At 63.4% G+C, this 25,100-nt stretch carries 26 protein-coding genes and 1 riboswitch; of the genes, 3 read left to right on the top strand and 23 right to left on the bottom strand.

Annotation, left to right across the window (positions count from 1 at the left end; all coding sequences use genetic code 11):
• Nucleotides 1–2: 2 nt before the first annotated feature.
• From ADIAG_RS00850 to ADIAG_RS00780, 16 genes are all read right to left on the bottom strand, one after another.
• A complete protein-coding gene (locus tag ADIAG_RS00850) occupies nucleotides 3–512 on the bottom strand; it encodes a flavin reductase family protein (protein WP_007269384.1) in 510 nt (169 codons plus the stop codon).
• A gap of 69 nt (nucleotides 513–581) precedes the next feature.
• Nucleotides 582–695: riboswitch (SAM riboswitch) on the bottom strand.
• A gap of 139 nt (nucleotides 696–834) precedes the next feature.
• Nucleotides 835–1,461 (bottom strand): dihydrofolate reductase family protein, encoded by a 627-nt coding sequence (locus ADIAG_RS00845; protein WP_007269383.1) that lies wholly within the window; start codon nucleotides 1,459–1,461, stop codon nucleotides 835–837.
• 217 nt (nucleotides 1,462–1,678) lie between these two features.
• On the bottom strand, nucleotides 1,679–2,134 hold the full coding sequence (gene rplI / locus ADIAG_RS00840) for a 50S ribosomal protein L9 (RefSeq protein WP_007269382.1): 456 nt from the start codon (nucleotides 2,132–2,134) through the stop codon (nucleotides 1,679–1,681).
• A gap of 15 nt (nucleotides 2,135–2,149) precedes the next feature.
• Complete coding sequence (rpsR, locus tag ADIAG_RS00835) at nucleotides 2,150–2,389, bottom strand: 30S ribosomal protein S18 (protein WP_007269381.1); 240 nt, start codon at nucleotides 2,387–2,389, stop codon at nucleotides 2,150–2,152.
• Between the two features lie 63 nt (nucleotides 2,390–2,452).
• The gene (locus ADIAG_RS00830) at nucleotides 2,453–3,034 is read right to left on the bottom strand and encodes a single-stranded DNA-binding protein (protein ID WP_007269380.1); all 582 of its coding nucleotides are present in this window, start codon (nucleotides 3,032–3,034) and stop codon (nucleotides 2,453–2,455) included.
• A gap of 44 nt (nucleotides 3,035–3,078) precedes the next feature.
• The gene (gene rpsF / locus ADIAG_RS00825; protein WP_007269379.1) at nucleotides 3,079–3,384 is read right to left on the bottom strand and encodes a 30S ribosomal protein S6; all 306 of its coding nucleotides are present in this window, start codon (nucleotides 3,382–3,384) and stop codon (nucleotides 3,079–3,081) included.
• A gap of 179 nt (nucleotides 3,385–3,563) precedes the next feature.
• Entirely contained in the window at nucleotides 3,564–5,699 is a 2,136-nt protein-coding gene (locus ADIAG_RS00820; protein ID WP_007269378.1) for an acyltransferase family protein, read from the bottom strand.
• A gap of 76 nt (nucleotides 5,700–5,775) precedes the next feature.
• Complete coding sequence (locus ADIAG_RS00815) at nucleotides 5,776–6,387, bottom strand: GNAT family N-acetyltransferase (protein WP_007269377.1); 612 nt, start codon at nucleotides 6,385–6,387, stop codon at nucleotides 5,776–5,778.
• 22 nt (nucleotides 6,388–6,409) lie between these two features.
• Entirely contained in the window at nucleotides 6,410–7,687 is a 1,278-nt protein-coding gene (locus tag ADIAG_RS00810) for a M18 family aminopeptidase (protein WP_007269376.1), read from the bottom strand.
• A gap of 76 nt (nucleotides 7,688–7,763) precedes the next feature.
• Complete coding sequence (locus ADIAG_RS21535) at nucleotides 7,764–7,928, bottom strand: hypothetical protein (protein ID WP_007269375.1); 165 nt, start codon at nucleotides 7,926–7,928, stop codon at nucleotides 7,764–7,766.
• Between the two features lie 24 nt (nucleotides 7,929–7,952).
• A complete protein-coding gene (locus ADIAG_RS00805) occupies nucleotides 7,953–8,666 on the bottom strand; it encodes a response regulator (protein WP_007269374.1) in 714 nt (237 codons plus the stop codon).
• 10 nt (nucleotides 8,667–8,676) lie between these two features.
• Complete coding sequence (locus ADIAG_RS00800) at nucleotides 8,677–10,050, bottom strand: sensor histidine kinase (RefSeq protein WP_007269373.1); 1,374 nt, start codon at nucleotides 10,048–10,050, stop codon at nucleotides 8,677–8,679.
• Between the two features lie 31 nt (nucleotides 10,051–10,081).
• Complete coding sequence (locus ADIAG_RS00795) at nucleotides 10,082–10,954, bottom strand: ABC transporter involved in multi-copper enzyme maturation permease (protein WP_007269372.1); 873 nt, start codon at nucleotides 10,952–10,954, stop codon at nucleotides 10,082–10,084.
• Nucleotides 10,955–10,956: 2 nt separating this feature from the next.
• Nucleotides 10,957–11,901, bottom strand: a complete 945-nt coding sequence (locus ADIAG_RS00790; RefSeq protein WP_007269371.1) for an ABC transporter ATP-binding protein — start codon at nucleotides 11,899–11,901, stop codon at nucleotides 10,957–10,959.
• Nucleotides 11,902–12,019: 118 nt separating this feature from the next.
• A complete protein-coding gene (locus ADIAG_RS00785) occupies nucleotides 12,020–12,688 on the bottom strand; it encodes a response regulator (RefSeq protein ID WP_007269370.1) in 669 nt (222 codons plus the stop codon).
• Nucleotides 12,676–13,923, bottom strand: a complete 1,248-nt coding sequence (locus ADIAG_RS00780) for a sensor histidine kinase (protein ID WP_051059769.1) — start codon at nucleotides 13,921–13,923, stop codon at nucleotides 12,676–12,678. Before ADIAG_RS00780 ends, ADIAG_RS00785 begins: the two co-directional genes overlap by 13 nt.
• Nucleotides 13,924–14,056: 133 nt before the next feature.
• Between ADIAG_RS00780 and ADIAG_RS00775 the strand changes: the two genes are divergently transcribed.
• A complete protein-coding gene (locus ADIAG_RS00775) occupies nucleotides 14,057–15,118 on the top strand; it encodes a CPBP family intramembrane glutamic endopeptidase (protein ID WP_051059768.1) in 1,062 nt (353 codons plus the stop codon).
• A 445-nt stretch (nucleotides 15,119–15,563) separates the two neighbouring features.
• On the opposite strand, the gene ADIAG_RS00770 is transcribed toward ADIAG_RS00775, so the two are convergent.
• Together ADIAG_RS00770 and ADIAG_RS00765 are read right to left on the bottom strand one after the other, a co-directional pair.
• Nucleotides 15,564–15,893 carry a carbohydrate-binding protein gene (locus ADIAG_RS00770; protein WP_007269366.1) on the bottom strand — a complete coding sequence of 110 codons (330 nt, stop codon included), beginning with the start codon at nucleotides 15,891–15,893 and terminating at the stop codon, nucleotides 15,564–15,566.
• 15 nt (nucleotides 15,894–15,908) lie between these two features.
• Nucleotides 15,909–16,286, bottom strand: a complete 378-nt coding sequence (locus ADIAG_RS00765) for a hypothetical protein (RefSeq protein ID WP_235045798.1) — start codon at nucleotides 16,284–16,286, stop codon at nucleotides 15,909–15,911.
• A 266-nt stretch (nucleotides 16,287–16,552) separates the two neighbouring features.
• Here ADIAG_RS00765 and ADIAG_RS00760 point away from each other — a divergent pair, with 266 nt between their 5' ends.
• Together ADIAG_RS00760 and ADIAG_RS21760 are read left to right on the top strand one after the other, a co-directional pair.
• Entirely contained in the window at nucleotides 16,553–17,494 is a 942-nt protein-coding gene (locus ADIAG_RS00760; RefSeq protein WP_200859338.1) for an integrase catalytic domain-containing protein, read from the top strand.
• Nucleotides 17,491–17,781: a hypothetical protein gene (locus tag ADIAG_RS21760; RefSeq protein WP_007269363.1), complete on the top strand. Its 291-nt coding sequence runs from the start codon at nucleotides 17,491–17,493 to the stop codon at nucleotides 17,779–17,781. The genes ADIAG_RS00760 and ADIAG_RS21760 overlap by 4 nt, the downstream gene beginning before the upstream one ends.
• 557 nt (nucleotides 17,782–18,338) lie before the next feature.
• Here ADIAG_RS21760 and ADIAG_RS00755 read toward each other — a convergent pair.
• From ADIAG_RS00755 to ADIAG_RS00735, 5 genes are all read right to left on the bottom strand, one after another.
• The gene (locus ADIAG_RS00755; RefSeq protein ID WP_007269362.1) at nucleotides 18,339–20,354 is read right to left on the bottom strand and encodes an ABC1 kinase family protein; all 2,016 of its coding nucleotides are present in this window, start codon (nucleotides 20,352–20,354) and stop codon (nucleotides 18,339–18,341) included.
• 204 nt (nucleotides 20,355–20,558) lie between these two features.
• On the bottom strand, nucleotides 20,559–20,996 hold the full coding sequence (locus ADIAG_RS00750; protein ID WP_007269361.1) for a DUF2871 domain-containing protein: 438 nt from the start codon (nucleotides 20,994–20,996) through the stop codon (nucleotides 20,559–20,561).
• A gap of 44 nt (nucleotides 20,997–21,040) precedes the next feature.
• Nucleotides 21,041–21,664 (bottom strand): response regulator, encoded by a 624-nt coding sequence (locus ADIAG_RS00745; protein ID WP_007269360.1) that lies wholly within the window; start codon nucleotides 21,662–21,664, stop codon nucleotides 21,041–21,043.
• Between the two features lie 2 nt (nucleotides 21,665–21,666).
• Nucleotides 21,667–22,860 (bottom strand): sensor histidine kinase, encoded by a 1,194-nt coding sequence (locus tag ADIAG_RS00740; protein WP_235045797.1) that lies wholly within the window; start codon nucleotides 22,858–22,860, stop codon nucleotides 21,667–21,669.
• Nucleotides 22,861–22,933: 73 nt separating this feature from the next.
• The gene (locus ADIAG_RS00735; RefSeq protein WP_007269358.1) at nucleotides 22,934–25,075 is read right to left on the bottom strand and encodes an MMPL family transporter; all 2,142 of its coding nucleotides are present in this window, start codon (nucleotides 25,073–25,075) and stop codon (nucleotides 22,934–22,936) included.
• Nucleotides 25,076–25,100: the final 25 nt, after the last annotated feature.

Genomic DNA, 25,100 nt, shown 5'->3' with positions numbered 1-25,100 from the left:
GACTAGGAGACCAGCTGCTCGGCCTCCAAGCGGCGGAATGCCGAGCCGTGGAACACCAGTGGAGAGTTGGACTCATCGTGCGTTTGGTGGCCGTGTACGCGCATGAGCACCACGTGATGGTCGCCCGCAGGGATCTCCTGCTCAATGGAGCAGTCGAGCCACAGGGTCGCATCATGGAGAAACAGTGCACCTTGGTCCGTGGAGTCCAACCGGAGGCCGGCGAACCGGTCCCCCGATTTCGACGCAATCTGGCGGCACACGCCTTCGTTCTTTTCGCTGAGCACCGAGATCCCGATCCGCCCACTGGTTTTCACCAGGGGCCAGGTCTTCGAGGTGTTCTGGACTGCAAACATCACCAGCGGAGGGTCCATGGAGACCCCCACCGTAAAGGATGAGGCCACAATCCCTTGCGGGGCACCGTCAACGATGGCGCAGAGCGCGGCAATGCCGGAAGGGTGCTGAGCAAAGACGTTTCGCAGGGTATTGGGTGAGAGGTCAGAGGTGAGTGTCATAACGCTCGTTCCTTCGGTTTCGGCCCACCGGTTCCAGGTGCGTGCGATCCACGCGCTACCCGGGCAGGTGTGCGGTATTTGCCTCCGAGGTCCCGGAAGGCCGAATCATCACCTGGAGCACCCCACTACCGTGAGAGGGTTGCCGGTCAACAAGCCAGGGCTTTTATGTTGGCACTCTTGATTCACTACCCACGATAGAAGGTTGCCGCGGGTCTCGTCAAAGTTTATTCGCCCAAGGCCGTCACGATCCGTAAGAATCGAAGATCCTGCGATCGAAGTACCGGATTCGAATGTCTTGGCACGACTGGGGGCCCTCCCCGGGCTAGGTGATGTCCCCTGCGCCGGTGTACGTCGAATAGTCGGGATTTCCGGTGTACGCAAAAAGAAGAATGGTGAGTCCGCCGGGCGTGGTCTTCGTTTCCATCAACCGCAACCCCGCCGGTGCGCCGCCGTCCGGGAAGAGCCGTCGCCCGCGGCCTAGAACAACAGGAGCCACCACGAGCCGCAGTTCGTCGATCAACCCCGCAGCGAGGAGGGATCCGGCCAACCTGGCGCTTCCATGGATCTGCAGTTCCCTGCCGGGTTGCTTCTTGAGTTCCTGCACTTGCGCAGCAATGTCACCGGAGAGCACCGTGGTGGGGTTCCAGCTCCCCTGCTCGAGCGAGTTCGTCGCGACGTACTTCGGCAGCGCGTTCATACGCACCGTAAACGGATCGTCGGCGTCGGTGATCTGCGGCCAGTCCCGCGCAAATGCCTCGTAGGTGCGGCGCCCCAGCAATAGACCGTCGGCACGGCCCAGCCATTCGGCGGCCAGGTCGATGAAGTCTTGGTCCATATGCGGAACGAACCAGCCACCTAAGGTGAATCCGCCGGTGGTGTCTTCTTCCGGCGACCCTGGACCCTGCGAAACACCGTCCAGGCTCACGAATTCGGTCAACGTCAGTTTCATTGTCCCTACCTTCGTCCTCAATTGTCCGGTGCGAATCTACCTCGGCAGGTGCGCCGTCATGGGGCCAAAGTTACCCCGGGGTCTTCCATCGGCGCCAGGGTCTGAGTGGCGATTCTCAAGGAGATCTCAAAGTACGAGGCTTAAACAGCTAGGGACCCCGCCAAATGGCGGGGTCCCTAGCGATGTGCCGCCACGAAGGACGGCGACCGGACAAGAATTACTTCTTGACGGCTACAACCTGCAGCGTGACGGTCGCGGAGACATCAGTGTGCAGACGCACGGTCGCCGAGTAGTTACCCGTCGACTTGATGTGATCGTTGATCTCGATGTTGCGCTTGTCGATCGAGCCCAAGCCAGCGGCTGCAACAGCCTTGGCAATGTCCTCGGTCTTCACGGTGCCAAAGAGGCGACCGGTAGCGCCGGCCTTGACGGTCAGCTTGACCGGCTTGGCAGCAATCGAAGCAGCAAGTGCCTGTGCCTCTTCCAAGGAAGCAACGGCGCGAGCAGCACGGGCGGCCTTGATCGACTCAACCTGCTTCTCACCGCCCTTGCTCCAGGTGATGCCAAAGGCGCGCGGGAGAAGGTAGTTACGTGCGTAACCATCCTTCACCTCGACGATGTCGCCTGCGGCACCAAGGCCGGTAACTTCGTGGGTCAGAATGAGCTTTGCCATGTTGGTATACCTTCCTTAGCCGCGGCCGGCGCCGGAGTAAGGCAGCAATGCCACTTCGCGCGCGTTCTTGATGGCCTGTGCAATCTTGCGCTGTTCCTGGACGGAAACACCGGTGACGCGACGGGCACGGATCTTTCCGCGATCCGAAATGAACTTGCGCAGCAATGCTACGTCCTTGTAGTCGATGACAGTGATGTCAGCGGCCTTCAAGGGATTGGACTTTGGTTTGGGCTTACGGAGTTCAGCCTTAGCCATCGTGGAGCTCCTTAATTCAGTTGGAGCCCGCAGAAAATTCTGCGGGATGGTGAATAAATTTGTTTAGAAAGGTGGTTCGTCGGAACCCGGGTTGCCCCATCCGCCGTTGTTTCCTCCGGCAGGAGCACCCCATGGATCGGCCGCAGGTGCATTCCAGCCGCCGCCGTTGTTTCCGCCAGCGTTGCCGCCACCGAATCCACCGCCGCCGCCTTGGTTGCCGCCGGCATTTGCGCCAGCGTTCTGCTGTTGGCCACCAAAGCCACCACCACCACCGCCGGAGCGCTGGGCACGGGTGACCTTTGCGGAGGCGTAACGCAGCGACGGGCCGATTTCATCGACCTCAAGCTCGGTGACGTTACGCTTTTCGCCTTCCTTAGTTTCGTAGGAACGCGACTTGAGACGACCCTGGGCGACGACTCGCATGCCCTTGGTCAAAGTCTCAGCGACGTTTTCAGCCGCATCACGCCATACCGAAGCACGGAGGAACAGCGTGTCGCCGTCCTTCCAGTCATTGGACTGGCGATCGAAGGTTCGCGGAGTCGACGCAATGGTAAAGTTCGCCACTGCCGCTCCTGACGGGGTGAAACGCAGTTCCGGGTCAGCGGTCAAATTACCAATAACCGTAATGACTGTCTCGCCTGCCATTGGAGCCTCCTAAAGTGTTGTTCTACGAAGATCGAAAAGCAGAATTACTCTGCTTCGACCTTTGCCTCTTCCGGGCGGGTGATCTTGGTGCGCATGATGGTCTCGTTGAGGCCCAGCTGGCGGTCAAGCTCTGCGGAAGTAGCGGGGGTAGCGGTGAAGTTAACTACCGCGTAAATGGCCTCATTCTTCTTCTGAATGTCGTAGGCCAGGCGGCGACGGCCCCAGATGTCGACCTTTTCGATGGTTCCACCATCGTTGAGGACAACGTCCAAGAACTTACCGAGGGTCGGTTCAACGGTTCGCTCGTCGACCTCGGGGTCGATCAGCACCATTAATTCATAAGCACGCATGTGAACCCACCTCCTTTGGGCTAAACGGTCACGGCATTTCCGCAACAGGAGGTTCTTTGCATTTGCTGTCACCACAACCCGATTGCCGGGTGCGGCAGAAACAGCCTCAACCATTCTAGCGGAAAACCGGGGCTGCGACAGACCAAGTTCGATGTAGTGCATCACGCTCCCGTGCGGATTCAGCCGACTAGCCCGTCCTCGCGGAGCAGCTCAGAGAGCCTGGCATCGAAGATGGGGGCCAGGGTGCGCATGTAGGTGTCCGAGACATGGTGCTTGTCCCGATACAGCAGCACGTTCCCGATCACCGCAGGGCAGAACCCCTCGGCACAGAACTGGTCGGAAAAGTCCATCGTGCCAACCCGCGGCTCGTTCTTGGCCGCGGCGCGCGTGTAGTCGTTCGATTCGAAGGCCTCAGACTCCGGGGTACCGCAGGAACGCAGTTCCGCCGGGTGCCCCGCCACGCAGTCCCGCGCGTAGGTCCTGGTTCCGGGGCGTGGGGTGTCGATGATCGGGTAGACCTTGATTCCTGCGTCTTCGAGCTCTCCCCAAGACCCGGCGAAACCCTCGGCAGCATCGGGCTCAAAGGTGGAGCCGGCCCAGTAGCTGGTCACCACCGCATCAACGTCGCCGCGTTCCACGAGGCGTTTCATGGTGTCCTGGTTGGCCTCAAGGCAGGAAATGCTGCCGTTGGCTTCGGCCACACGCTGGGTGGCGGAAAACGGGCAGGAGTTCTTCAGGTAGGTCAGCAGCGTCCACCCGTGCTTCTGCGCGGTGGCCTCCAGCGCCTGGTACCAGTGCGCCGCGTGCGAGTCGCCGACCAGGGCGATGGTTAGGGACCCGTCTTTGGCCCCTCGCGAGCATTCGCGGGTGACGGGCGACTGCGGTTTCTGCACGCACTCACCCAGGTCCGGTTGGTCTTGCTCGGCTTCGGCCGGGATCGGGACGATCTGCTTGATGCCCGCCAGATAGGCCGGTGCGCCGGAGGGGATCGATGCCGCACCGAAGCCGGGCGGCGGATCGGCAAGCAGTGTGGCCACGGCCCGCTCGGCGGCGACGGTGTCACGTTGGGCCATCGACCCCGGGGTCAGCGAAAGCACGGCGACCACGGCAACCGCCACCGCACCGGCGCCCAGCGCCCGCCATTTCGAGGCGGCCAGCGGAGCCAGGGTGCGCACCGGGGTTTCGACCCAGCGGTGGCTGGCCTGGGCCAGCAGTAGGCTCAGCGCCAATAACCCGAGGCTCTGGGCCGGACCCGGTTCACGACCTGCAAGAAACAGGAAGAAAGTGATCACCGGCCAGTGCCACAGGTAAAGCGAGTAGGAGATGTTCCCGACCCATTGCACGGCCCGGAGTTCAAGGATCTTCCGCGGGGCCAGAACGCCACGGGTTTCCCCGGCCAGGATCACCGCCAGGGTGCCGGCCACCGGAAGTGCGGCGGAGAGTCCGGGGAACGAGGTGGCCGCCCCGTAGCCGAAGGCCGCAATGGCTATGGCGGCAAATCCGGCCCAGGCCAGCGCAGTCCGCACCCCCGGTGCCTTCAGGATTCGGGCGGCCGGGGCGCTGGCTCCGGGCTCCGGCGGGAGCATGGCCAGTGCCAGCAGGCCGCCGGCGGCCAACTCCCAGACCCGGGCGCCGGTCACAAAGTAGGCCGCGGGGTTGCCCGCCCCGACCAGCACCATCGAATAGACCAGTGAGGTGACCACGGTGGTGCTGAAAACCAACAGCAGTGCGGTGCGCGGCAACCCTCCCTGCGCCTGTCGTCTGCCCACCGTCCCGCGCCCCGCCAGTTGCCCGGAGCGCTGCAACTTGCTGCCGAGCCACACGGCCACCACCACCAGCAACGGCCAGAAGAGGTAGAACTGTTCCTCAACACCTAAGGACCAGAAGTGCTGCAGCGCCGTGGGCTCTTCGTCCGCGGCCAAATAGTCCACGGAGTTGGCGGCAAGCACCCAGTTCTCCACCGAGAACACCGAGGCCAGTGCCGCGATGCCCACGGCCTTCCACACGGTGGCCGGCAGCAGCAGCAAGCTGGCGGCAAGCACCGCCAGGATCACCGCGAACGCGGCGGGCAAGATCCTGCGCACCCGTGCTGCCCAGAATGCCGGCAGGTCGATGCGCCCGTTGTTGCGCACCTCGCGCAGCAGGTGCCCGGTGATCAGGAATCCGGAGATCACGAAGAACACGTCGACACCGATGAATCCGCCAGGGACCAGCCGAGGTTCCAGATGGTAGGCAAGAACCAGCAGCACCGCCAGGGCGCGCAGCGACTGGACCTCGGGCAGGAAACGGCGTGTTGGCTTCGGTGCGGAGATCATGTCCGCGAGCAAAGCACGGTGGGGTGAACATCGGGTGACGAACGAGTGGCCGGCAGGCGCTCGGGCACCCGATAACTCAGGAGCGGACCGCGCGGCCCGGGCGGGGGTCGGTGGCGAGGATGGAGAATAGGTGCGCGTCGATGAATTGCCCGTCAAAGAGCAGGGCATCCCGCGCCGTGCCCTCGAAGGTGAATCCGGCGCGCTCGTACACGTGCCGGGCGCGCGGGTTGAAGGCGTAGACCTCCAGTTCGATGCGGTGCAGGGTGGTGGCGATGAAGGCGTGCTCCAGCAGCAGCCCGGTTGCCTCCGAACCCAGTCCCCGGTTCCGCCCGGCGGGCCCGAGCAGGATCCGGAAGCTGCACGAGCGGTTCCGGGCATCCAGGTTGTTGAGCACCACCTCGCCCAGGCAGTGGCCGCCGGCCGCATCCACCACCGCCAGGTCCAGCCGGTCGGTGCGCGCGGCGAGCCCTTGGTACCAGGCACTGGTCCTTGCATCGATGACCGGATCCGCCGTTTCGGCGGCCGGGGTCGAATCCACCGACCCGGTCAGGCGCAACACCTCGGGATCCGCCAGGATCGGGCCCATCGCCTCGATGTCCGCCTCGGTGAAGGGGCGCAGGACGACCCGCTCCCCCCTCAGCACGGGCTTGATGCCGAGTCCCGTGCCCTTTGCTTCCTCGTAGCCCATGGGACGCCGACCCTCCCGGGGCTCAGGCGGCGAAGAACGCGGTGGAGATCTTGGCCAGGCGCAACGGATCCTCGACGCCGCACAATTCACGCGCCGAGTGCATGGACAGCAGGGCGATGCCCACATCCACGGTGCGGATGCCCAGCCGGGTGGCGGTCAGCGGGCCGATGGTCGAACCGCACGGCATTTGGTTGTTGGAGACAAATTCCTGGTACGGGACCTCGGCTTCCGCGCACAGCCGGGCGAAGAGCGCCGCACCGACCCCGTCGGTGGCGTAACGCTGGTTCGCGTTGATCTTCAGCAGCGGTCCGGCACCCAGCATCGGGCGGTTGGCCGGATCGTGGCGTCCCGGGTAGTTCGGGTGCACCGAGTGCCCGGCGTCGGCCGAGAGGCAGAAGGAGTCGGCGTAGGCGCGATTGCGGTCCTCGCCGCTGGCGCCCAGCCCGTGGCCGATGCGTTCCAGCACGTCGGCCAGGAACGGACCGGATGCCCCGGAGCGTGAGGCCGAGCCGATTTCCTCGTGGTCGAAGGCGGCCAGCACCGCAATGTGCTCCCCGGTACCTCTCGCGGCATGCTCGATGAGCCCGGCCAACGAAGCGTGCATCGAGGAGAGGTTATCCAATCGTCCGCAGGCGAAGAACTCGTCACTTCCGCCAAAGACGGTCCCCGGCTGCGCATCGGCAACCACCACGTCGTAGCCGCCGACATCCGCCGCATCGACGCCCGCAGAGGCCGCCAGCACCGCCAGCACGTCTGCCTGCCCCGGGTCCCCGATCCCCCAGACCGGGTTCATGTGTTGCTGTTTGTCCAGGGTGAGGGCCTCGTTCACGGCCCGGTCCAGGTGGATGGCCAGTTGCGGGAAGCGCAGCATCGGGGCGGTCCGGGCCAGGACTTCGGTGCCATCGCGCAACACCAGGCGGCCGGCGAGCAACAGCTCCCGATCCAGCCAGGAGTTCAGCAGCGGGCCACCGTAGACCTCCACTCCGGCCTGCAGCCAGCCGTGGGCACCGGTGGTCGGCTTGGGCTTGAGTTTGAAGGAGGGCGAGTCGGTGTGCGAGCCCAGCACGTGAAAGCCGGTGGTGGCACCGGCGCCTTCGGGCTGCACCCAGGCGATCAGGGCGCCGTCACGGATGACGTAGTGCCCGCCGGGCAAAGATTCCCAGGCGTCGGCCTCGGTGCGCGCGGTGAAGCCTTCGGCATCCAGCCGGCGTGCGGCCTCGGCCACGGCGTGGAAGGAAGACGGTGAGGCCGCGACGAAGGCGGCGAGGTCGTTGATGTGCTCGATGGCTGCGCTGGACATTGACTTCCCTTGGCTTTAGTGGCGTGCGGGGTCCGGCCGTGGGCCGAAACCGCTGTGTGCGAGTGGACCGTGGGGCCTAGACGCGGGTGCGGAGCAGGGCAACCACGAGGGCGCCGATCCCAAGAACGATGCTAGCCCACCCGGGAATGGGCAGCCCGAACGGGGCGATCAGGAAGGCCCCAAGCACCACCAAGATCACCGCTAGCAACAGCCACGGGCTGCGCAGGAATTCGGAGTTCACGTACGTTTTCCCCGTTTCCCGGCCCTAGTAGTCCAGCCCCTGGCTGGGGATGACCAGCCCGGTCTCATAGGCATAGACCACGGCCTGAACACGGTCGCGCAGGTGCAACTTGGTCAGGATCCGGCGCACATGGGTCTTGACCGTGGCCTCCGAGAGGAAGAAGCGGTGCGCGATCTCCGCGTTGGACAGCCCCTCGGCCATGGCCCCGAGCACCTCGAGTTCGCGTGGGGTCAGGTCCCCGAGCAGCGGGTCGCGTTCCGGGGCGGGGGCCGCGCGGTTGGCCGAGCCGTCGCGCACATAGGTTTCCAGCAGCCGGGCGGTCACCCGCGGGGCGACCACCGCGTCCCCGGAGGCGACCAGGCGCACCGCCAACACCAGTTCCTCGGGTGCCACATCCTTGAGCAGGAAGGCGCTGGCTCCGGCCTGGAGTCCGGCGAAGGCATATTCGTCAAGATCGAAGGTGGTCAGGATGATGACCTTCGCCTCCGGGTGCTCGGACACGATGCGGGTGGTGGCCTCGATGCCGTCCATCACCGGCATGCGCACGTCCATGAGTACCACGTCGGGCTTCAGCGTGGCGGCCAGCGCAACCCCTTCGGCACCGTCGGAGGCCTCGCCCAGGACACGTAGGTCGTCTTCGCCCTCGAGGATGAGCCTGAATCCCATGCGAAGCAATGGCTGGTCGTCTACCAGCAGCACCCCGATGGGCGCTGCTGGATCTCCGGTGGTCTCTGGCATGGGGTTGTGCTCACGATCCTTGGTTCTGGGTAGTGGGTGCCGGTGTGGCTGCGAGATCCGGCGCCGGGTCGGTGGCAGGTTCCTGGGTGTGCTGTGCTGGTTTCTTTTCCGGGCAAGGTGCCGGGCAGGGCAGCTTGAGGGTGGCCAGCACCGTCCAGCCGCCGCGGGGGTCCGGTCCTGCCGCTAACGTGCCGTCAAAGAGCGCCGCCCGTTCCTTCATGCCGCGGATGCCCTGGGCCGATCCGATCATTTCGCGGCGGGCCCCCTGGTGCACGCCGTCGTCGTGGATGCGCACCGTGACGTCCTCGCCGGACCGGCAGACCGAGACTTCCACGGTGCTTACGTTGCGTCCGTAGCGCAGCACGTTGGTCAGCGATTCTTGGATGATGCGGTGGATGGTCAGTAAGAATGTGGCATCCTCGGGCAGTGCGGGGCCGGTGGTGGTGTAGCGCAGCGGCAGCCCTGCGACCGTGAATCCGGCGAGCATCTCTTGGAGCGATCCGCCGGGCTGAGGTTCCAACGGCGCCCCGTTATCCCCGGTGCGCAGCACCCCGATGACCCGGCGCATGTCCCCCAACGCGCGCCGCCCGGTGCCCGAAAGTTCGTTCAGCACCTCTCCGGCGCGGACCGGGTCGCGTTTGAGCACCACTGCGGCACCGTCGGACAGGGCGATCATCACCGATAGCGAGTGGGCCACCACGTCGTGCATCTCCCGGGCGATCCGGTTGCGTTCGCGCACCTGGGCGAGCGTTTGCACACGCACGGCCCAGTTGTTCAGTTCGGCGTCGTGCAGCCGGTGGTTGCGCACCGCCGCACCGATTCCCACCGCGGCGATGTTGCTGCCCAGCATGGATGCCAGCCCGATGCTGATCAGCAGCACCTTGCCACCGAGCTCCGCCAGCGCCGCCTGGTCTTCGGGGGAGCTGGTGAACAGTCCCGGCAGACCAAAAACGATGAAGATCAGCCCCTGCAAGGCGCTGACCAGCACGGCGAGGATGAACATGCGGCGTGCGGAATATCTTGTTGAGGCGGTGTAGAGCGCGATCCACAGCCCGACGCTGCTGCCCAAGTACGAGGAGTCCAGCAGCGTGGCACCGTTGTCGGCCAGCACCACCAGCACCAGCACCGGCATCGGCCAGCGTCGCCTGAAGTACAGCATCACGCCGGTGAGCACCAGCAGCCCCACCGTCAGCCAATGCGCGCTGAACGCGGAATCCAGGATGCTGGGTACCGACAAGATGCAGTAGAGCAGCACCACCAGCGTGTCCACGAGTCGTGGATGGCGCCGCATGAATCCGCGGAAGCGGCCAACGCGCAGCGCCGAGAGGTCGTCGAAGGAGACCTCCGGCGCACCGGGGGTCTGCTTCGACGGGATCTCATTCATTCTTCGAGCCTATCCAGAGGTTGGTGTAAACCTAGATATCGCGGCGTTGGAGCGTGACCGCGGCGAAAGCCAACGGGATGATGCACCAGCCGGCGACCACCAGGCCCGAGGCCCAGGTCTCGAGCGCATTATCCGCGCCGGGCATCATCATCAGGGCGGTTCCCGCGGCGTCGGGCAGGAAACGCGCGACGTCGGCCAGCCAGGAGACGATGGAGGAGAGGCTGCCCACGGCGATCGGCAGCACGAAGAACAATGCTGCGAGCACCACGATGCCGCCGGCCGAGTTGCGCAGCAGCGCGCCCAGCGCCAGTGCGATCAGCGAGACCATCAGCACGTACAGCACCCCAAACCAGAGCTGGCGTTGGAACGCCTCGGAGGAGAACTCCAGGGACAGCTTGTAATTCTCCGCGATCGGTTTGGCCAACAGATATGACAGCAGGAGCGAAACCAGGGCAACCACGATGGACACGATGCTCACCAGCAGCGTCTTGGCCCCGAGCACAAGCTGGCGGTTGGGGACGGCGACGAAGGTCGAGCGGGCCGCTCCGGTGGCGAACTCGGAGCTCATCACCATCACCGCCAGGGCGCCCATAATCAATTGGGCGAACATCAGTCCGCTGCCCGGAATCGCTGCCGCCATCGTCTCCATGTCCCCCATGACCCCCATCTGGGCCATCATCTCCGGGTCACTGGCCATCGCCTCCATGGACACGCCAATGCCCCAGGCGCTCAGGGCGGCGAAGCCCACCATCACCACCAGGGTGGAGAGGATCAGGATCAGGGTGGAGGGCAGCGAGAAGAATTTGATGAATTCACTGCGCAGCACCCCGCTGAATTTCAACTTTCCGCTGCCTGCGGCTCCGGGCTCGGCGGAACGCGGGCGTTTCATGGTTTCGGTGCTCATCGCTAAGCCTGCTTTCCGGAATTTGCGGTGGTCAGCGGATTGCCGACATGAGAGTGATACTCGACCTCGTCCTGGGTCAAGGCCATGTAGGCAGCTTCGAGGGATTGCTTCACCGGGGTCAGCTCGTAGATCATGATCCCGGTTTCCATCGCGCGGGTGGCAATCGCCCGGCCGTCAAGTCCGGCGACCTCGACGGTGGCGGCGTCCAAGCGGGTGAGTTGCACGTCCTGGGCGGCCAGCGCGTTCATCAGCTCTTCGGCCGAGTCGGTCTTGACCCGGCAGGTGGGCACGTTGGTGCCGCCGATGACCTGGTCGATGGGGGCGTCGGCGATGATGCGGCCGCGCCCGATGACGATCAGGTGGTCGGCGGTCAGCGCCATTTCGCTCATCAGGTGCGAGGAAATGAACACGGTCTTGCCCTGCGCCGCCTGGTAGCGGGCGAGGTTGCGGACCCACAACACACCCTCGGGGTCCAGTCCGTTGACCGGTTCGTCGAGGATCAGGGTCTGCGGGTCGCCCAACAGCGCCACCGCGATGCCCAGACGCTGGCCCATGCCCAGCGAGAATCCGCCGACTTTCTTGGTAGCGACTGCCTCGAGCCCGGTGAGCTCGATGACGTCGTCGACCCGCTTTTTGGGGATCGAGTGGGTGGCGGCCAGTGCCCGCAGGTGGGTGCGTGCACTGCGGGACTTGTGTACCGACTTGGCTTCCAGCAGGGCACCTACCTCGCGCAACGGCGCGGCATGCTCGGCGTACTTGCGGCCGTTGACGGTCACGTTTCCGATCGAGGGCCGGTCAAGGCCAACGATCATGCGCATGGTGGTGGATTTTCCTGCCCCGTTGGGGCCGAGGAAGCCGGTGACTTTGCCCGGCTGGACGGTGAAGCTCACCGAATCCACTGCACGCTTGGTGCCATAGTTCTTGGTTAGTGCCTCTGCTGTGATCATGTCTTCAACGGTACGGAATTCTGGACACCGCGTCACCGCCCCCGCGGATGATCTTCGTGCCGCGTCCTGTCACTCTTTCGGCGTACGGGTAATCCCTTAGGGGATGGCTACTTTCGCCTCAGCCGGACTCCGCTTCGAAAACGCACAGCGCCACCTGGACACGGTTTTCCATGTCCAGCTTTTCCAATACCCTGCCGATGTGAGTCTTCACCGTGGCCAAGGAAATAAACAGCTTCCCGGCGATCTCCTGATTCGCGTACCCGCGCGCGATCGCCACCGCGATCTCGCGTTCCCGCTCGGTGAGCACCCCCAGTTTTTCCAGGGCTGCCTGGCGCCGCGAGCCTTCCGGGCGCGATCCCGCCACGGCGATCAGTTGCTTGGTGACCGATTCCGAGAGCATCGTCCGGCCGGCGGCCACCTGGTTGATTGCCTCCATGAGTTCGGCCGGCGGGGTGTCCTTGAGCAGGAACCCACTGACCCCTGCCTTGAGCGCGGTCAGCACCATCTCGTCGGTGTTGAACGTGGTCAGGACCAAGATTTTTTGGTCCGGACGCGTCTTCAGAATTGCCTGACTGGCCTCCAGACCGTCCATGACGGGCATCCTGATGTCCATCAGCACCAAGTCCGGGGCGAGCGCGTCGACCCGTTCCACTGCCGTACGGCCGTCGGCGCATTCACCGACTACCTCGATGCGAGGGTCGGACTCCAAAATCATCCGCAGCCCGGCACGCACCAGGTTCTCATCGTCAACCAGCATGATCCGGATCAAGGTATCTAGGTTTCCCATGGCAACCACACTTTCAAGACGAATTCACCCTGGTTTTCCGGTCCGATCTGCAATTCCCCGCCGGCAAGCCGGACCCTCTCGGCCAGGCCCGTCAGCCCGAGGCCCGAACCACTCGTTGATCCTGATCCTGTTGCTGCGGCTTCCCGAGACACGGCTACAAGCTGGTTGGAGGCCTGCAGAAACAAGCGGTCCTCGCCTAAGCCGCCGATCTGAAGCACGACGGCGGCCCCCGGAGCATGGCGGCGGGCGTTGGTGAGTGTTTCTTGGATGATGCGATACAGGTGGCGGCTTAAGGTTTCCGGCAGCGAATCCAACCGTTTGCGCATCTTTGGTTCCAGCAGCAGCTCCACCCCGGTGCCCACGGCCCTGCTGTCTTCCAGGATCTGCCCCAACTGCTCCAGCGTGGGTTGAGGTCTGGCCGACTCATCGTCGAAAAGCGTGTGGGGGTCACGCAACATGCCCAGCACTTCACGCAGCTCGCCGAGGGCCAGATGCGAATTTTCCCTGATGATGCCGGCGGTGTTCTTGATTTCTTGCGGTGTGAGGTCGCTGCGGTATTCCAGGGCCCCGGCATGCAGGGCTACCAGTGAGAGTCGGTGCGCCAGAACGTCATGCATTTCCCGGGCAATGCGGGTGCGTTCATCGGCCTTGGCCGCTTGGATCTGCGCCTGCCGTTCTCGGTGGGCACTGTGCAGCTGTTCGCGCTGGGAGGCAGCCAATTGGCGGCGTCCACCGATGTACATGCCGGTGAGCACCATGACGGCGATCATCACCATGGCGGCGATACCCGTCTCCCACCAGGCCAGCACTTCCTCGGCCGGAACCAGCGTCTTGCCCACGACTTCCTCGCTGATCTGGGTCACGGCAAGGAACAACACCGTCACCGCGGTAATTTCCCAGGGCTTGCGTCGGGTGGCCAGGGACACGACGCCCAATATGGTGAATCCGGCGGCGCACGCCGAGGGAATCGACAGCAGCACCAGCACGATCACGACCGGCAGCGGGAACCGATGCCGGAACGGGTAGATCACCAGGGCCGCTAGCCCGCAGAATATGTCCAGTAGAACTAGGGCACCGACGGCGGCCACGTCGGCGGGGAGATCGGGTGAGTAGGCGTCGTAGACGATGCCGAAGCCCACGAGCCCGATCAAAACGCCCAGGGCCATCCGCCAGGCCTGCGCCCACAGGGCGCGCAGCCTAGTTGTTTTGCTTGCCGGGTGGGCTTCAGAGGTCATTGGCTTAACGTTACCGGCGGCCTCCACCAGGGGGTATCGACCGAAAGGACCAACATTGGATCCCCCGCCGGCCGCACAAAGATCGTCCGTATTGTCGAGGGAAAATGGGCACTCGTTGATACAGAATGGTGACATGAACACGATCCCCCCACCATTCCCTCCCCCGGCACAGCACCCGCAGCCCGGCCAGCCGCCGGCCTATTGGATGCCGGCACCGGTGCCGCCCCCGGCTCCGGCCGAACCGCTTGAATACCACCGGTTGGCCCGCACCTACCGTGCCTACCGCTGGTGGAAGCCGTTGATGGTCGGCCTGATCGCCTTGGGCCTCTACCTCGGGGTGATGATCGTGGCCACGATCGTGTTTGTGGTGGTGGCCGCGGGCAACCCGGAGATCGAAAGCGCCATGGAAGCCGTGGCGCTTTCGCCGGATGAGCTCGACATGTCCAACCCCGCTATCTTCGCTTTCATTTTGGTCAGCCTGATCTTGATGCTGCCGGTGATCCTGTTGGCCACCCGGATGATGAACGTGCAGAAGGTCGGATCGTTAACCTCTGTGGCCGGGCGCATGCGCTGGGGTTGGCTGGGCTGGTGCATGGGCGTGGCCTTCGTGCTCTTGGCGCTGAGCTTTTCGCTGTCTTTCGTCGTTGAGGCCATTGCGGGCCGCCCAATCTCGGTGGACTTCAACAACCCGGACATGGGCATCCTGCTGATCATGACCATCCTGCTGGTGCCCTTCCAGGCAGCGGCCGAGGAGTATGTGTTCCGCGGATATTTGATGCAGCTGATCGGTGGTTGGCTGCGCCACCCGGCGTTCGCGATCCTGTTGCCCATCCCGCTGTTTGTGCTGGGGCATGGCTACGACATCTACGGGCAGCTGGACGTGGGTTTCTTCGCCCTGGCCGCCGGCTGGTTGGCGTGGCGGACCGGCGGCCTGGAGGCTGCGATTGCGCTGCACGTGGTGAACAATTCCCTGCTCTTTGCCATGGGTGCCGTGGGATTGATCGATGTCTCTGACACCCAGAGTGACCTGCCCAGCCTGCTGGTGTCGATGGCCACCACCGTCATCTTCGTCTTGGTAGTCATGAGGCTGGCGAAAAAGCGGAATATTGCGCGGCTCAGCACCCCGCCGGCACCCGTGGCCGCACTCGGCGCAGGGGGACAGCCCGGGGGTTGGAACGCACCGCCGCAGCACTGAGCCTGCCCTGACCGCGACCGGCACGCATCCACGGCGCAGCTTGGACCAAGCAGCATCCAGCGCGGAAGCATCAGGCCCCGGCGTCATCGAGCGGAGAGCCGAGGAAAGGGCCGCAGCACCGCACGGGCCATGCCGTGCGTCTGGGCTCAGCGTTGGCGGTTTCCACGTTGCTTCTTGTTGGCTGCATCCCACGGGATAATGCCGGGTCCGAGCAAGAACCGGGTTGCCAACGCCGGGGCCCTCACCACGGTCGTAGCGGGGGAATTCCTGGAGCGGTTCCCACATCTGTTGTGCATGGATTTGTAGGGTCTCACCCTAGCCAGTAGAACCCCGGCTGCCGGACAGTTCTCCACGTGGTGAACGGTTGTATTTCGGCACCCAGCAGGGTGGCCCCTATGCTTGTTTTCTGCATGCCGTTTCCAGTCCTTGAATTTTTGTACCTTAGTCAGTCAAAAATCCTCGGCGGGAAGCGGCGTGCGGCCGTTAAAGATCGCGGCTCACGCCCACGGATATGTCGGTAGAGCCACAAATACGTGCCCGGCGCCTGCCCCGTCCCCAACCGAGCAAAGGACAGCGACAACGTTCCGGGCGTCGGCAAGGTTCCCAGCAGCGGTCCCGCGATGGTGTCAAGGCGTTGAGCAACGGCTTCGATGACCCCCGTGTTCGGGGCGACGGATGCCGCGCGGGAGACCAGCGCGATGCTGGATAAACCCAGGGCCAGATGTGTGCGCTCGGCAAGGTTCCTGTCGCGGTGCTGCTCGACCGCTTGCGCCACCCTATTCTCCGTATCTCACCCGGACACGGGTGGGACGTGGCTGGGCTGGCGTGCGCGAGTGAAGTGTCTGGTTAAGACCCATAGCGCGACGATACAGCTCACGGCTTCAGAAGCGATTGACGCGAGGCCCGGCCCCGAGACCCAGTCCCCGATGTAGCCGGAGGATTGCGGCAGTCCCACCGTACGCGATAAGACATACGCCAGAAACGCCAACCCGGTGATGATGGCGGTCAAGGTCCACATGGCTGGGCTGTCACGGATCCACAACGCGGCGATCAGCATCAAATCGGCAAGGATCAGCCCAATGAAAAGCACACCCATATAAGTTGTTTCAGCCAGCCCGGGAGCAACCACCGTGGTGTGCGCCAGCGCGGAAACCAACAGCATGGACATGGCCAACCAGCGCCAGCCAGACCGCAGAGCGATAGTGAAGAAATCGTGAACGGGCCCGGACCCCGGCCCTCGGCTTACCGCAGGACTACTCATAACGACTCCCCCTACCCACTCGGTCTCCTGCCGACCGTACCCCGTTGCCACCGCACTTTTCAAGGAAACGTGTTGACTCATCTAAAGTGCTCGCGAAATGAGGTTCATGCCTCATTTAGGAATGCTCGCGAAAACTCTGGCCACCGGGGCGGGCAGCGCGGTGTGCTGGGGTAATGAAACAGGGGATTTCGATGGACACCCGGCAGGAACTGGTCAAAGGCTTTGCGGCCGAATACGCGAAAGGAACCAAGGGGCAGAAGGGCGTGATGCTCGACTACCTGTGCGCGTCGACAGGCTGGTCAAGGGCCAACGCGCGCCGGCGCCTGGCCACGGAACTACGCAAGCCCGCACGCGGGGCGCCGAAGCCCCTGCCGCGGCGCAGGCCCCGGAAGTACGGTGCTGCGGCCATCAAGGTCTTGGAGCGGATCTGGACGCTGTCCGGGGAGCCGTGCGGGAAGTACCTGGCACCGATCATGGCCCACGACCTTGAGCGGCTGGAACGCTTCGACGAACTCGGGCCCGTGGCGGGGTTGCTCACCGACGGGGTCCGCCACGAATTGTTGTCCATGTCGGCCTCCACCATGGATCGGTACCTGAAGCCCTTGCGCGACGCCCGATACCCTTCGGCGTTGTCCTCCACCAAGCCAGGGGCGATGTTGCGTTCGGAGATCCCGGTGCGGTGGTCGGGCACGCCGATGGAGCAGGAGCCGGGGTTCTTCGAGATCGACACCGTGGCCCACTGCGGGCACAGCCTCAAGGGCGAGTTCCTGTATTCGATCACCCTCACCGATGTGTTCACCGGGTGGACCGTGAATACGTGTGTGAAGAACCGTGCGCACAGCCATGTGGTGGCCGGGATCGACCTGCTGGTCCGGTCTCTGCCCTACCCGATGCGGGCCCTGGACTTCGACAATGGTGGTGAATTCATCAACACCCAGCTCATCGAGTGGGCGCAGGAGCGAAACATCGATCTGACCAGGGCACGAGCGTACAAGCACAACGACAATGCGCATGTCGAGCAGCGGAACCGGGATTGGGTCCGCCGCCATGCGTTCCGGTTCCGCTACGAGGGGCCCGAGGAGATGGGCCTGCTCAACGAGCTCTGGGACTGGTGAACCTGCGCAAGAACCACCTGCTGCCGATGGTCAAGGCCAACGGCTACGGCACCGCACGTTCAGGCCGCAGGAAACGTACCTACGACAGGCCCCGCACCGCCTACCAACGCATCGTGAATCTGGAGGCCATGGACCCGGAGCACGCCGAGGCCCTCGCCGGCATCCACCGGGATCTGAACCCGGCGGCCATCACCCGCCGCATCAATGCCATTCAGAACCAGCTCATCAACCGGGCCAAGATGCGTGCTCAGTCCGGGGATGCCGTATTTGGCGAGCAGATTAGTTGAGGCATGCAGGATTATTTCGCGAGCATATTGACATGAGGCAAGGCGGGAAAACGGCGGACGCGCGGGTTAGACAGCTTCCATTTGGGTGGCTTCAGATGTTTGGTTTATCCACATCGGACCTGTAAGACCACGATCTTTTTCGAACCTTCGCCGGATGTCTCCCCCGCCCCCGTTTGTCGGAAAACGGACCCGTTTCCGCGCTGAGTCGTGACCGTTCCTGGATTTCGCATGGGCAAACGGGGACCTGGCGGTCCACCCTGGCCTTGAGGAGTGATATCAAACGGACCTTCACATCGTGCGGGGCAACGAGCGCGGGCCGATCGACAACGGAAACTTCATCCGCACCAATCAATCAGGTTTTCGTTTACCACGGTGAACGCCTCTCCCCACCCAATATCTGGAACTTGGAATGACACCCTGCGCAGTTTCCTTCTACCGCCGCTCCAGCGTGACTTTCTCTTGCATAACCCTTGAGTTGGTTACTTCCTGTTCCACGAGCTTCGGCAGTGGGCCCAAACGTTGAAGTCACGGACCTATCGGTTCCGTCCATACCTCCATCAATCCTCATCGTCATCCCGCTTAAAGACCAGCATCAGGCTACGCATGCCCAGCACAAAGCCACCAAAGAGCAGAGCGAAGCCAAAGACCGCATAGAGGTGGATTTCGCCGGTCAGCAAGGGACCCTCATTGCTCACAATGAGTGTGATGGCACCGAGCACCGCAGCGCCAGCCAGCACCGCGACGACGAGCTGCTGGAACAACCCGGTGAGGAAGCGGCGGTCGGCAGCATGGGCCAACATGCGCACGTTCATGGAGAAGCGACCGTGCTCCAGATCTTCGCTGATCTTATTCATCCGACGCGGGAGACGATTGAGCAGCGGCACCAGGGAAACAAGACGTTGCTCAAGGCTGTCCTTGAGACTACCAAGACTGAATCTCCCCGACATCAGACGGCTGCCCTCGGTTCGGGCAGCGGTCACCAGGTCCATTCGCGGGTCGATCAACATCAAGGTGCCCTCAACTGTGGACAAAGCCCGGAAGGCGGCACCGATCTGAGCCGGTACGGAGAATTTATGCGCGATGATCAGCGCGAACAGCTCACTAAACATCTTTTGGCTGCCACCTGCACGAAATCCGCTGCGAAAGCGGGTAAGGAGCTGTCCCAGGGAACGCTCCACAACTCTCACATCAAGGTCCTCGGGCCGATCAAGAAGTTCAATGAGCGCATCGGTGGCCCCGGCAGCATCATTTTTGTCGATCGAATAAAGCATCATCCCCAACGCTGTTTGCGTCCCGGGATCCAAGCGTCCCACGGCTCCGAAGTCCAACAGACCCAGCGTTCCTTCCGGGGTGATGAAGATGTTCCCGGCGTGAAGGTCGCCGTGGAAGACCCCGTCGGAAATGATTTGTTGCAGCGTCACACCCAGCAAGGTGGCTGCCAGGGCGCTGCGTTCGGCGTCCGTGAGATTCGCCAGGATCTTTCCGGCCGAGCTCACTGGGCGCCCTGGCAACCGATCCATGACCAGGAGGCGTTCGCTGGAAAGTTCCTCGTAGGCGTGCGGAACGGTCACTGCGAACGTTCCTGCATCCAGGGCATGCTCAATGGTGCGCATGTTCTCCAGTTCGATGGTGTAGTCCAGTTCCTCCTCGAGGGATGTAGCGAAACCGCGTGCCAGCTCATGCACGCCCAGCGAGCTGCCCCACGGTGTGGTCTTGTCCAACCACTTGGCCAATCGGATGATGATGTCCGTGTCCAGATTGACCTGCGCCAGCGCGCCGGGGCGCTGGACTTTCAGGACCACTGCTGTCCCGTCCCACAGCACGGCTTGGTGCACCTGAGCTACGGAGGCGGCGGCCAGCGGTGTCGGGTCCACTTCGGAAAAGATTTCCGATAGCGGCCGCCCGAGCTGTTCCTCGGCCGCTGCCATAATCTTTTCCCACGGTTCCGGGCTCGCATTGGTCTGCAAGGTCTGCAGTTCCCGGATGTAGACCGCCGGCAGCAGGTCCCGCCGGGTGGAGAGCATCTGCCCGAGCTTGACGAACGTGACTCCTGCTTCGTTCAACGCGTTGCGCAACGCACGGGCCGTCTTGGCCTCGTGCTCGTCGAGACCAGCTTGCCCGAAGCCGCGGAGCCGGGAGCCTAACCCGTGGCGGACTGCGATGGAGAGGATTTCGGTGTACCGGCGCGAGCGTTGCCGCCGAGCCTTGCCGCCGGTGAAAAACGAGGAAAACGTGGGCAATGAACCGGTGGGAAAGGCTGCCTCAATGAACACCAGGGCGGCAACGCCCAAGGCAAAAATCCAGCCCATCGCCAGGATGAGAAACAAGACGGCCACCGAGGGGGCTACGTTCAGGCCGTTGGTGTTTTGGTCGGTCCCGGCACGAAAAAGATATTGCACTGTGAATCCCATGGCAACACTCATCACGAAACCCACAACGATGGAGCGCGGCCAGCCAATGGGCACGCCCACCACACGGCGAACCACGGTGGCGGCCAACCACGATTGAAGCATCAGGAAAAGCAATCCCGCGATGGCCAGCAGAACCACCAATAGCACATCCAAAATGGCCATCAGGACGGGGACCCTGGTAGGCGAAGGTGGCAAAGAATCATGTTGGCTCCCATTGTTGTCAAAGTATCTCTACACCGTAATGCGTCAGCCAGCACGATGGAGAAGGTGACCCGCGGGGTCAGTGGACCTTCTCGTTAGCCACCGCATTTTCCTGTTAGGCACGTACGGACTTAGTTCGAACACGGAAATGCGGTGCCGCTGGGACTACGCCGAGACGCTCTCCAGGGGTTGCTTTGTGTGCTGCATGCCGTGGCGCAGGGCCAGGAAAAACAGGACCATGCCGATCGTCAAGAAGATATGGCCCAAGCCGGCGATACCGGCAATCATCGACGAAGATTCCTTACCGAGCACGGTCAATGAACCGTGCCAAACCATCATGGCGGAAGTCAGCACCACGCCGAGGTTGTAGGTCCAGAAGAACCAAGAGAACAGCTTGTTCGAGGAGAACTGGAACTGCTTATCCAGGGCCAAGACAATCAGCAGAACAATGAAGCCCAGGGTGAGCAGATGGGTGTGGACCAATCCAAGCTGGGTGAACTCACCTGCAGGGAAATCCTCGGCCTTGGTGAACTCCCGGTAGAAGAGGCCGGAGAGAACTCCAAGAACCATGTAGGTGAAGGCAGCGTAAAACAGTTTGTTCATGATGTTCCAATCGTGGGGTGATATTTAGGTGGTCGGTGGGAGGGCTATTGGATAAGTCCGCTGTCCCGGGCCGTCGATACCGCTTTGGCGCGGCTTTCGACGTTGAGTTTGCTGAACAGATGGACCAGGTGTGTCTTGACGGTGGCTTCAGTGACGAAGAGCTTGCGTGCGATCTCGCGATTGGAGGCCCCGGTGTCCAGCAGCCCCAAGACCTCGAGTTCACGGGCGGTGAGCTGAAGCCGTGGGTGACGCATCCCGTCGACCACACGTTGGGCCATTTCCGGGGCCAGCACCATGCCACCCTTGGCAGCTTCCTTCAGCGAGGAGACAATCGTCGCCGGTGAGACGTCCTTGAGCAGGTATCCGGCGGCTCCTGCCTCGATCGCGCGCAGGATTTCCACATCGCGGTCGAAGGTGGTCAAGATGATCACGGCCGGGGCGGGTCGTTGGGCACGCAGCGCCGTGGTGGTTTGAACTCCGTCGATTCCCTCGCCCAAACGCAGATCGCAGAGCACCACATCCGGGGCGAGGTGTTCGGCCAGGGCGATTGCTTCTTCGCCCGAGGCGGCTTCGCCGACGACGAGTACGTCGTTGTTGTGCTCGAACAGGGCGCGCAAACCGGTGCGCACCACCGGGTGGTCATCGACCAGCAGAACGGTGATCGGCATTTCTATGCACCGTCCTTCGGTCCCTGGGTGAGGGGAACGTGAGCGGACAGTGCCACACCCTCTCCGGGTCGACTCTCGACATCCAGTCCGCCACCAAGCTCGCGCAGCCTTGCGCGCATCGAATGCATGCCGTAGCCGCCGGCACCCGATTCGCCCAACCCCTCGAAGGCACGGTCCCACGCTAAGACGTCGAATCCGTGACCGTCATCAACGATGTCAAGACGCACGGAGTTCCCGGCGTCGGCCAGGTTCACCACGACTCTGGTGGCTTCGGCATGCTGGCGTACATTGGCCAACGCGGATTGGGCGGTGCGCAACAGGGCAACCTCCACAGTGGTGGGCAAGGCCGGCATGCCCTCATCGACGCGGACTTCGGTTCGGAGTCCGGTCTCGGCGCTCAGACGCTCAAGCATTCGGCCCAAGGCTCCGGCCAAGGCCCCTTCTTCGAGTTCCGCCGGTGCCAGCGCGGCAACGATCCGGCGCACATCTGCCAGGTTGTCGCGCGCCAAGGCATCAACCTGTTGCAAGGTCCGGGGCATCTGCTGGATCTGTGCGTTCTCCACTGCTGCGGTGGCCAACAACGATATGGAGGAAAGCCCTTGGGCGATGGTGTCATGGATATCCCGAGAGATGCGGGTGCGTTCCTCCAAGGCTCCGGAGATCCGCTGGGTTTGGGCTAGTTCCTCTTGCAACGCGGTCATTTCTGCTTGGGCATGGGTGAGCGAGACAACCAAGGCTTGGCGTTCGCGTAGGTCCTGGACGAGCTCCACGTAGCCACGGGCGATGCTCAGGGCAAAGACCCCGCCAAGCAATGGTCCGATTGCGCTGGCGAAAGTGGTGGAACCGAATTCCAGGATCGGCGCGGCGGCCACCATCGCGTACACCACGATGGAGAAGGCAACGGCCCAGCGCCAGGGCAGGATGTAACCGGCCAGCAGCCACAGGGAGAAGGCCAGCCACAGGAACTCTGCCGACGCGGTGACCGCGCCAATCCAGAGCAGGGCAAGGCCTAGCAGCCACCAACCGGCCATCGAGGTGCGCTGCACACGCCCAGCCATCAGGACCCCGGCCAAGTACCAGCAGGAAATCACCACCGCGCTGCCCACCGCCAAGGCCAACGGGGCCCCGCTGAGGACTGCGCGAATTGCGGAGATCACCACGAGGGCGGCGGTGAGCAGGTGCAACCCGAACTGCATCGAACGGATCGTCGTATTAGAGGTGCGCCGCTCCGGCCTCAGAACCAATCCAGCTATTGGGAGGGTCCCGGGACTAGTGGGTGAGGGTGTCTCCCGCGGAGTAAGTGCCATGACTTGATTCTCCCTCCTGGGCGTCCGTTGACGGGATGCCCATCTCAACGTGTCGGGCATGGGGCGGCGCTGTCGGCCACCAGATGCGATCTCCGAGCAGGCTGAAGATGGCAGGAACGATCACCGTGCGCACGACCAGGGTGTCGACCAACACGCCCAGCCCGACGATCAAGCCGAGCTGTCCAAGGGTCACCAGCGGCAGCATACCCAGGGCGGCGAACACTGCGGCCAAGACGACGCCGGCGCTGGTGATCACGCCACCGGTGCTCGCCACAGCACGCACCATGCCTTCCCTAGTTCCATGGATCGCTGCCTCGCTCCTGGCTCGGTGGACCAAAAAGATCGTGTAGTCGATACCCAGGGCAACTAGGAAGAGGAACGCGAGCAAAGGCACCTGCAGGTCAAGGGCATCTTGCCCGAAGAGCATGTGGCTGAGCCACGACCCAGCACCGATCGCCGCGAGGGCGCTGACCATGTTGACCACGAGCAGCAATGCCGGGGCAACAATCGAGCGCAGCAGTACCAGCAGCACGATGAAGCTCACCGCCAGCACCAGCGGGGCGATCAAGAGCAAGTCGCGCATGTTCCCGGTCCGGGCATCGGCGTCCTCGGCCACGGCTCCGCCAACCATCGCCTCGGCACCGCTGACCGAATGCACCGCGGTACGCAGCTCTTCGACCAAGGCCAGGCTTTCCGGGGTTCCGGGACCGGGTTCACCGGTGACCATCAGTTTGCCGAGCTCACCGTTCGTGGATTCACCCAGCGGGGTCACCCGTACCACTCCGGTGGTGTCTTCGGCCTTCGTCCGTACCTGATCGATTGCTTGGCTCTTGGCAATCACGATCATCGGTTGGGATTCGCCGGCGGGGAAATGCTCGCCGAGCGTTTCAAGACCAGATGCCGACTCGGAGGCGACCCGGAACTTCTCGGTCTGTGTCAAGCCAATCGAGGTACCAAAGAGTCCCGTGGCCATGATTGCCAGCAATGCGCCACCTGCCAGCAGCGCCACGACCGGGCGGCGTACCACGCGGCTGGCGATTGCTCCCCACATACGCTGACCGGTGGGGCCGTTGCCCGGGCGGGGAACAAAGGGCCAGAAGAGGCCGCGCCCACACACCGCAAGCAAAGGAGGCAGGGCACCTAGCACGGCAACCAAGGCAATGATCAGGCCAACGGCCGAGGAAATACCCAAGCCTCGTGTGCCGGGGATGACGGCCAGGACGAGGGTCGCCAGGGACAGCACGACCGTGACGTTGGAGGCTAGAACCGCTGGTGCGGTACCGCGCCAAGCGTTTGCCAAGGCCAAGCGATGGTCCTCGGTATGCAATAGTTCTTCGCGGTAGCGCGAGATCAGCAGGAGGGCATAGTTCGTTCCGGCACCGAAAACCAGGACGCTGATGATGCCCGCATCGAATTCCAGTCCCAGAGCGCTACCCAAAGCGTCTGTGGACAGCCCGGCGATCCGGTCAGCCAGGGCGACCACCACCAGTGGGATCAACCACAGCACCGGGGAGCGGTAGGTGATGATCAGCAGCACCGCGACGATGCCGATCGTCACCAGCAGCAAGGTGAAGTCCGCGCCCTCGAAGGAAGCAGCGATATCGGCACCGAAAGCAGAACCACCGGTGACCTGCATCGAAATACCCTCAATCGGGTTCTCGGCCAATTCGGTCCGCAAATCCTTGACCGTTTGTGCGGTCACCGAATTGTCATCGCCTAGGGTGATCGATGTCTGGATGACCGCAGCCTTCTTGTCGTCACTGCTGATCGGCCGGGACGCTTCATGCCCGGTCGTGGCATCAATGCCCGGTCCCATCGCACCAACAGCAGACAGGTCCGCTTCGGTGAGCGGTGCTCCGTCCTGGTGCGTGGCCACGATCAGCACGGATCCTTCGTCACTGCCCGGGAACTGATCAGCCAGCGCCTTGACCTGAGCGGACTCGGAATTGGCAGGTGAGATCGAATTGCCCGCCGGCGCCTGCGCCGAGCTCAGGACCCCGAACAGGGCCACGACCGCCAGAAGCACAATAACCAGGGAAACCCAGGCTCCGCGACGGGAGGTCAGGCGTTGGGGCAGGGAAAAACTAAGCCGTGATTTGGTCATGCTTCCAGTCAATCAAGATGCCGCC

The organism is Paeniglutamicibacter gangotriensis Lz1y, assembly GCF_000348945.1.
In the GTDB taxonomy this organism is placed as follows: Bacteria; Actinomycetota; Actinomycetes; order Actinomycetales; family Micrococcaceae; genus Paeniglutamicibacter; species Paeniglutamicibacter gangotriensis.
The sequence above is the reverse complement of the archived record's forward strand: the minus strand, read 5'-3'. Positions and strand labels throughout refer to the sequence as shown.

Bases quoted from the DNA above. Each gene is read 5' to 3' on its own strand.
- ADIAG_RS00810 (WP_007269376.1), bottom strand. From the start codon at position 7,687: ATGTCCAGCGCAGCCATCGAGCACATCAACGACCTCGCCGCCTTCGTC.
- ADIAG_RS00795 (WP_007269372.1), bottom strand. From the start codon at position 10,954: ATGAGCACCGAAACCATGAAACGCCCGCGTTCCGCCGAGCCCGGAGCC.
- ADIAG_RS00760 (WP_200859338.1), top strand. From the start codon at position 16,553: ATGAAACAGGGGATTTCGATGGACACCCGGCAGGAACTGGTCAAAGGC.
- ADIAG_RS00820 (WP_007269378.1), bottom strand. From the start codon at position 5,699: ATGATCTCCGCACCGAAGCCAACACGCCGTTTCCTGCCCGAGGTCCAG.
- ADIAG_RS00790 (WP_007269371.1), bottom strand. From the start codon at position 11,901: ATGATCACAGCAGAGGCACTAACCAAGAACTATGGCACCAAGCGTGCA.
- ADIAG_RS00815 (WP_007269377.1), bottom strand. From the start codon at position 6,387: ATGGGCTACGAGGAAGCAAAGGGCACGGGACTCGGCATCAAGCCCGTG.
- ADIAG_RS00850 (WP_007269384.1), bottom strand. From the start codon at position 512: ATGACACTCACCTCTGACCTCTCACCCAATACCCTGCGAAACGTCTTT.
- ADIAG_RS00845 (WP_007269383.1), bottom strand. From the start codon at position 1,461: ATGAAACTGACGTTGACCGAATTCGTGAGCCTGGACGGTGTTTCGCAG.
- rpsR (WP_007269381.1), bottom strand. From the start codon at position 2,389: ATGGCTAAGGCTGAACTCCGTAAGCCCAAACCAAAGTCCAATCCCTTG.
- ADIAG_RS00830 (WP_007269380.1), bottom strand. From the start codon at position 3,034: ATGGCAGGCGAGACAGTCATTACGGTTATTGGTAATTTGACCGCTGAC.
- ADIAG_RS00780 (WP_051059769.1), bottom strand. From the start codon at position 13,923: ATGACCTCTGAAGCCCACCCGGCAAGCAAAACAACTAGGCTGCGCGCC.
- ADIAG_RS00755 (WP_007269362.1), bottom strand. From the start codon at position 20,354: ATGGCCATTTTGGATGTGCTATTGGTGGTTCTGCTGGCCATCGCGGGA.
- ADIAG_RS00785 (WP_007269370.1), bottom strand. From the start codon at position 12,688: ATGGGAAACCTAGATACCTTGATCCGGATCATGCTGGTTGACGATGAG.
- ADIAG_RS00735 (WP_007269358.1), bottom strand. From the start codon at position 25,075: ATGACCAAATCACGGCTTAGTTTTTCCCTGCCCCAACGCCTGACCTCC.
- ADIAG_RS00775 (WP_051059768.1), top strand. From the start codon at position 14,057: ATGAACACGATCCCCCCACCATTCCCTCCCCCGGCACAGCACCCGCAG.
- rpsF (WP_007269379.1), bottom strand. From the start codon at position 3,384: ATGCGTGCTTATGAATTAATGGTGCTGATCGACCCCGAGGTCGACGAG.
- ADIAG_RS00765 (WP_235045798.1), bottom strand. From the start codon at position 16,286: ATGTCCATGCTGTTGGTTTCCGCGCTGGCGCACACCACGGTGGTTGCT.
- rplI (WP_007269382.1), bottom strand. From the start codon at position 2,134: ATGGCAAAGCTCATTCTGACCCACGAAGTTACCGGCCTTGGTGCCGCA.
- ADIAG_RS00745 (WP_007269360.1), bottom strand. From the start codon at position 21,664: ATGCCGATCACCGTTCTGCTGGTCGATGACCACCCGGTGGTGCGCACC.
- ADIAG_RS00800 (WP_007269373.1), bottom strand. From the start codon at position 10,050: ATGAATGAGATCCCGTCGAAGCAGACCCCCGGTGCGCCGGAGGTCTCC.
- ADIAG_RS00750 (WP_007269361.1), bottom strand. From the start codon at position 20,996: ATGAACAAACTGTTTTACGCTGCCTTCACCTACATGGTTCTTGGAGTT.
- ADIAG_RS00740 (WP_235045797.1), bottom strand. From the start codon at position 22,860: ATGCAGTTCGGGTTGCACCTGCTCACCGCCGCCCTCGTGGTGATCTCC.
- ADIAG_RS00805 (WP_007269374.1), bottom strand. From the start codon at position 8,666: ATGCCAGAGACCACCGGAGATCCAGCAGCGCCCATCGGGGTGCTGCTG.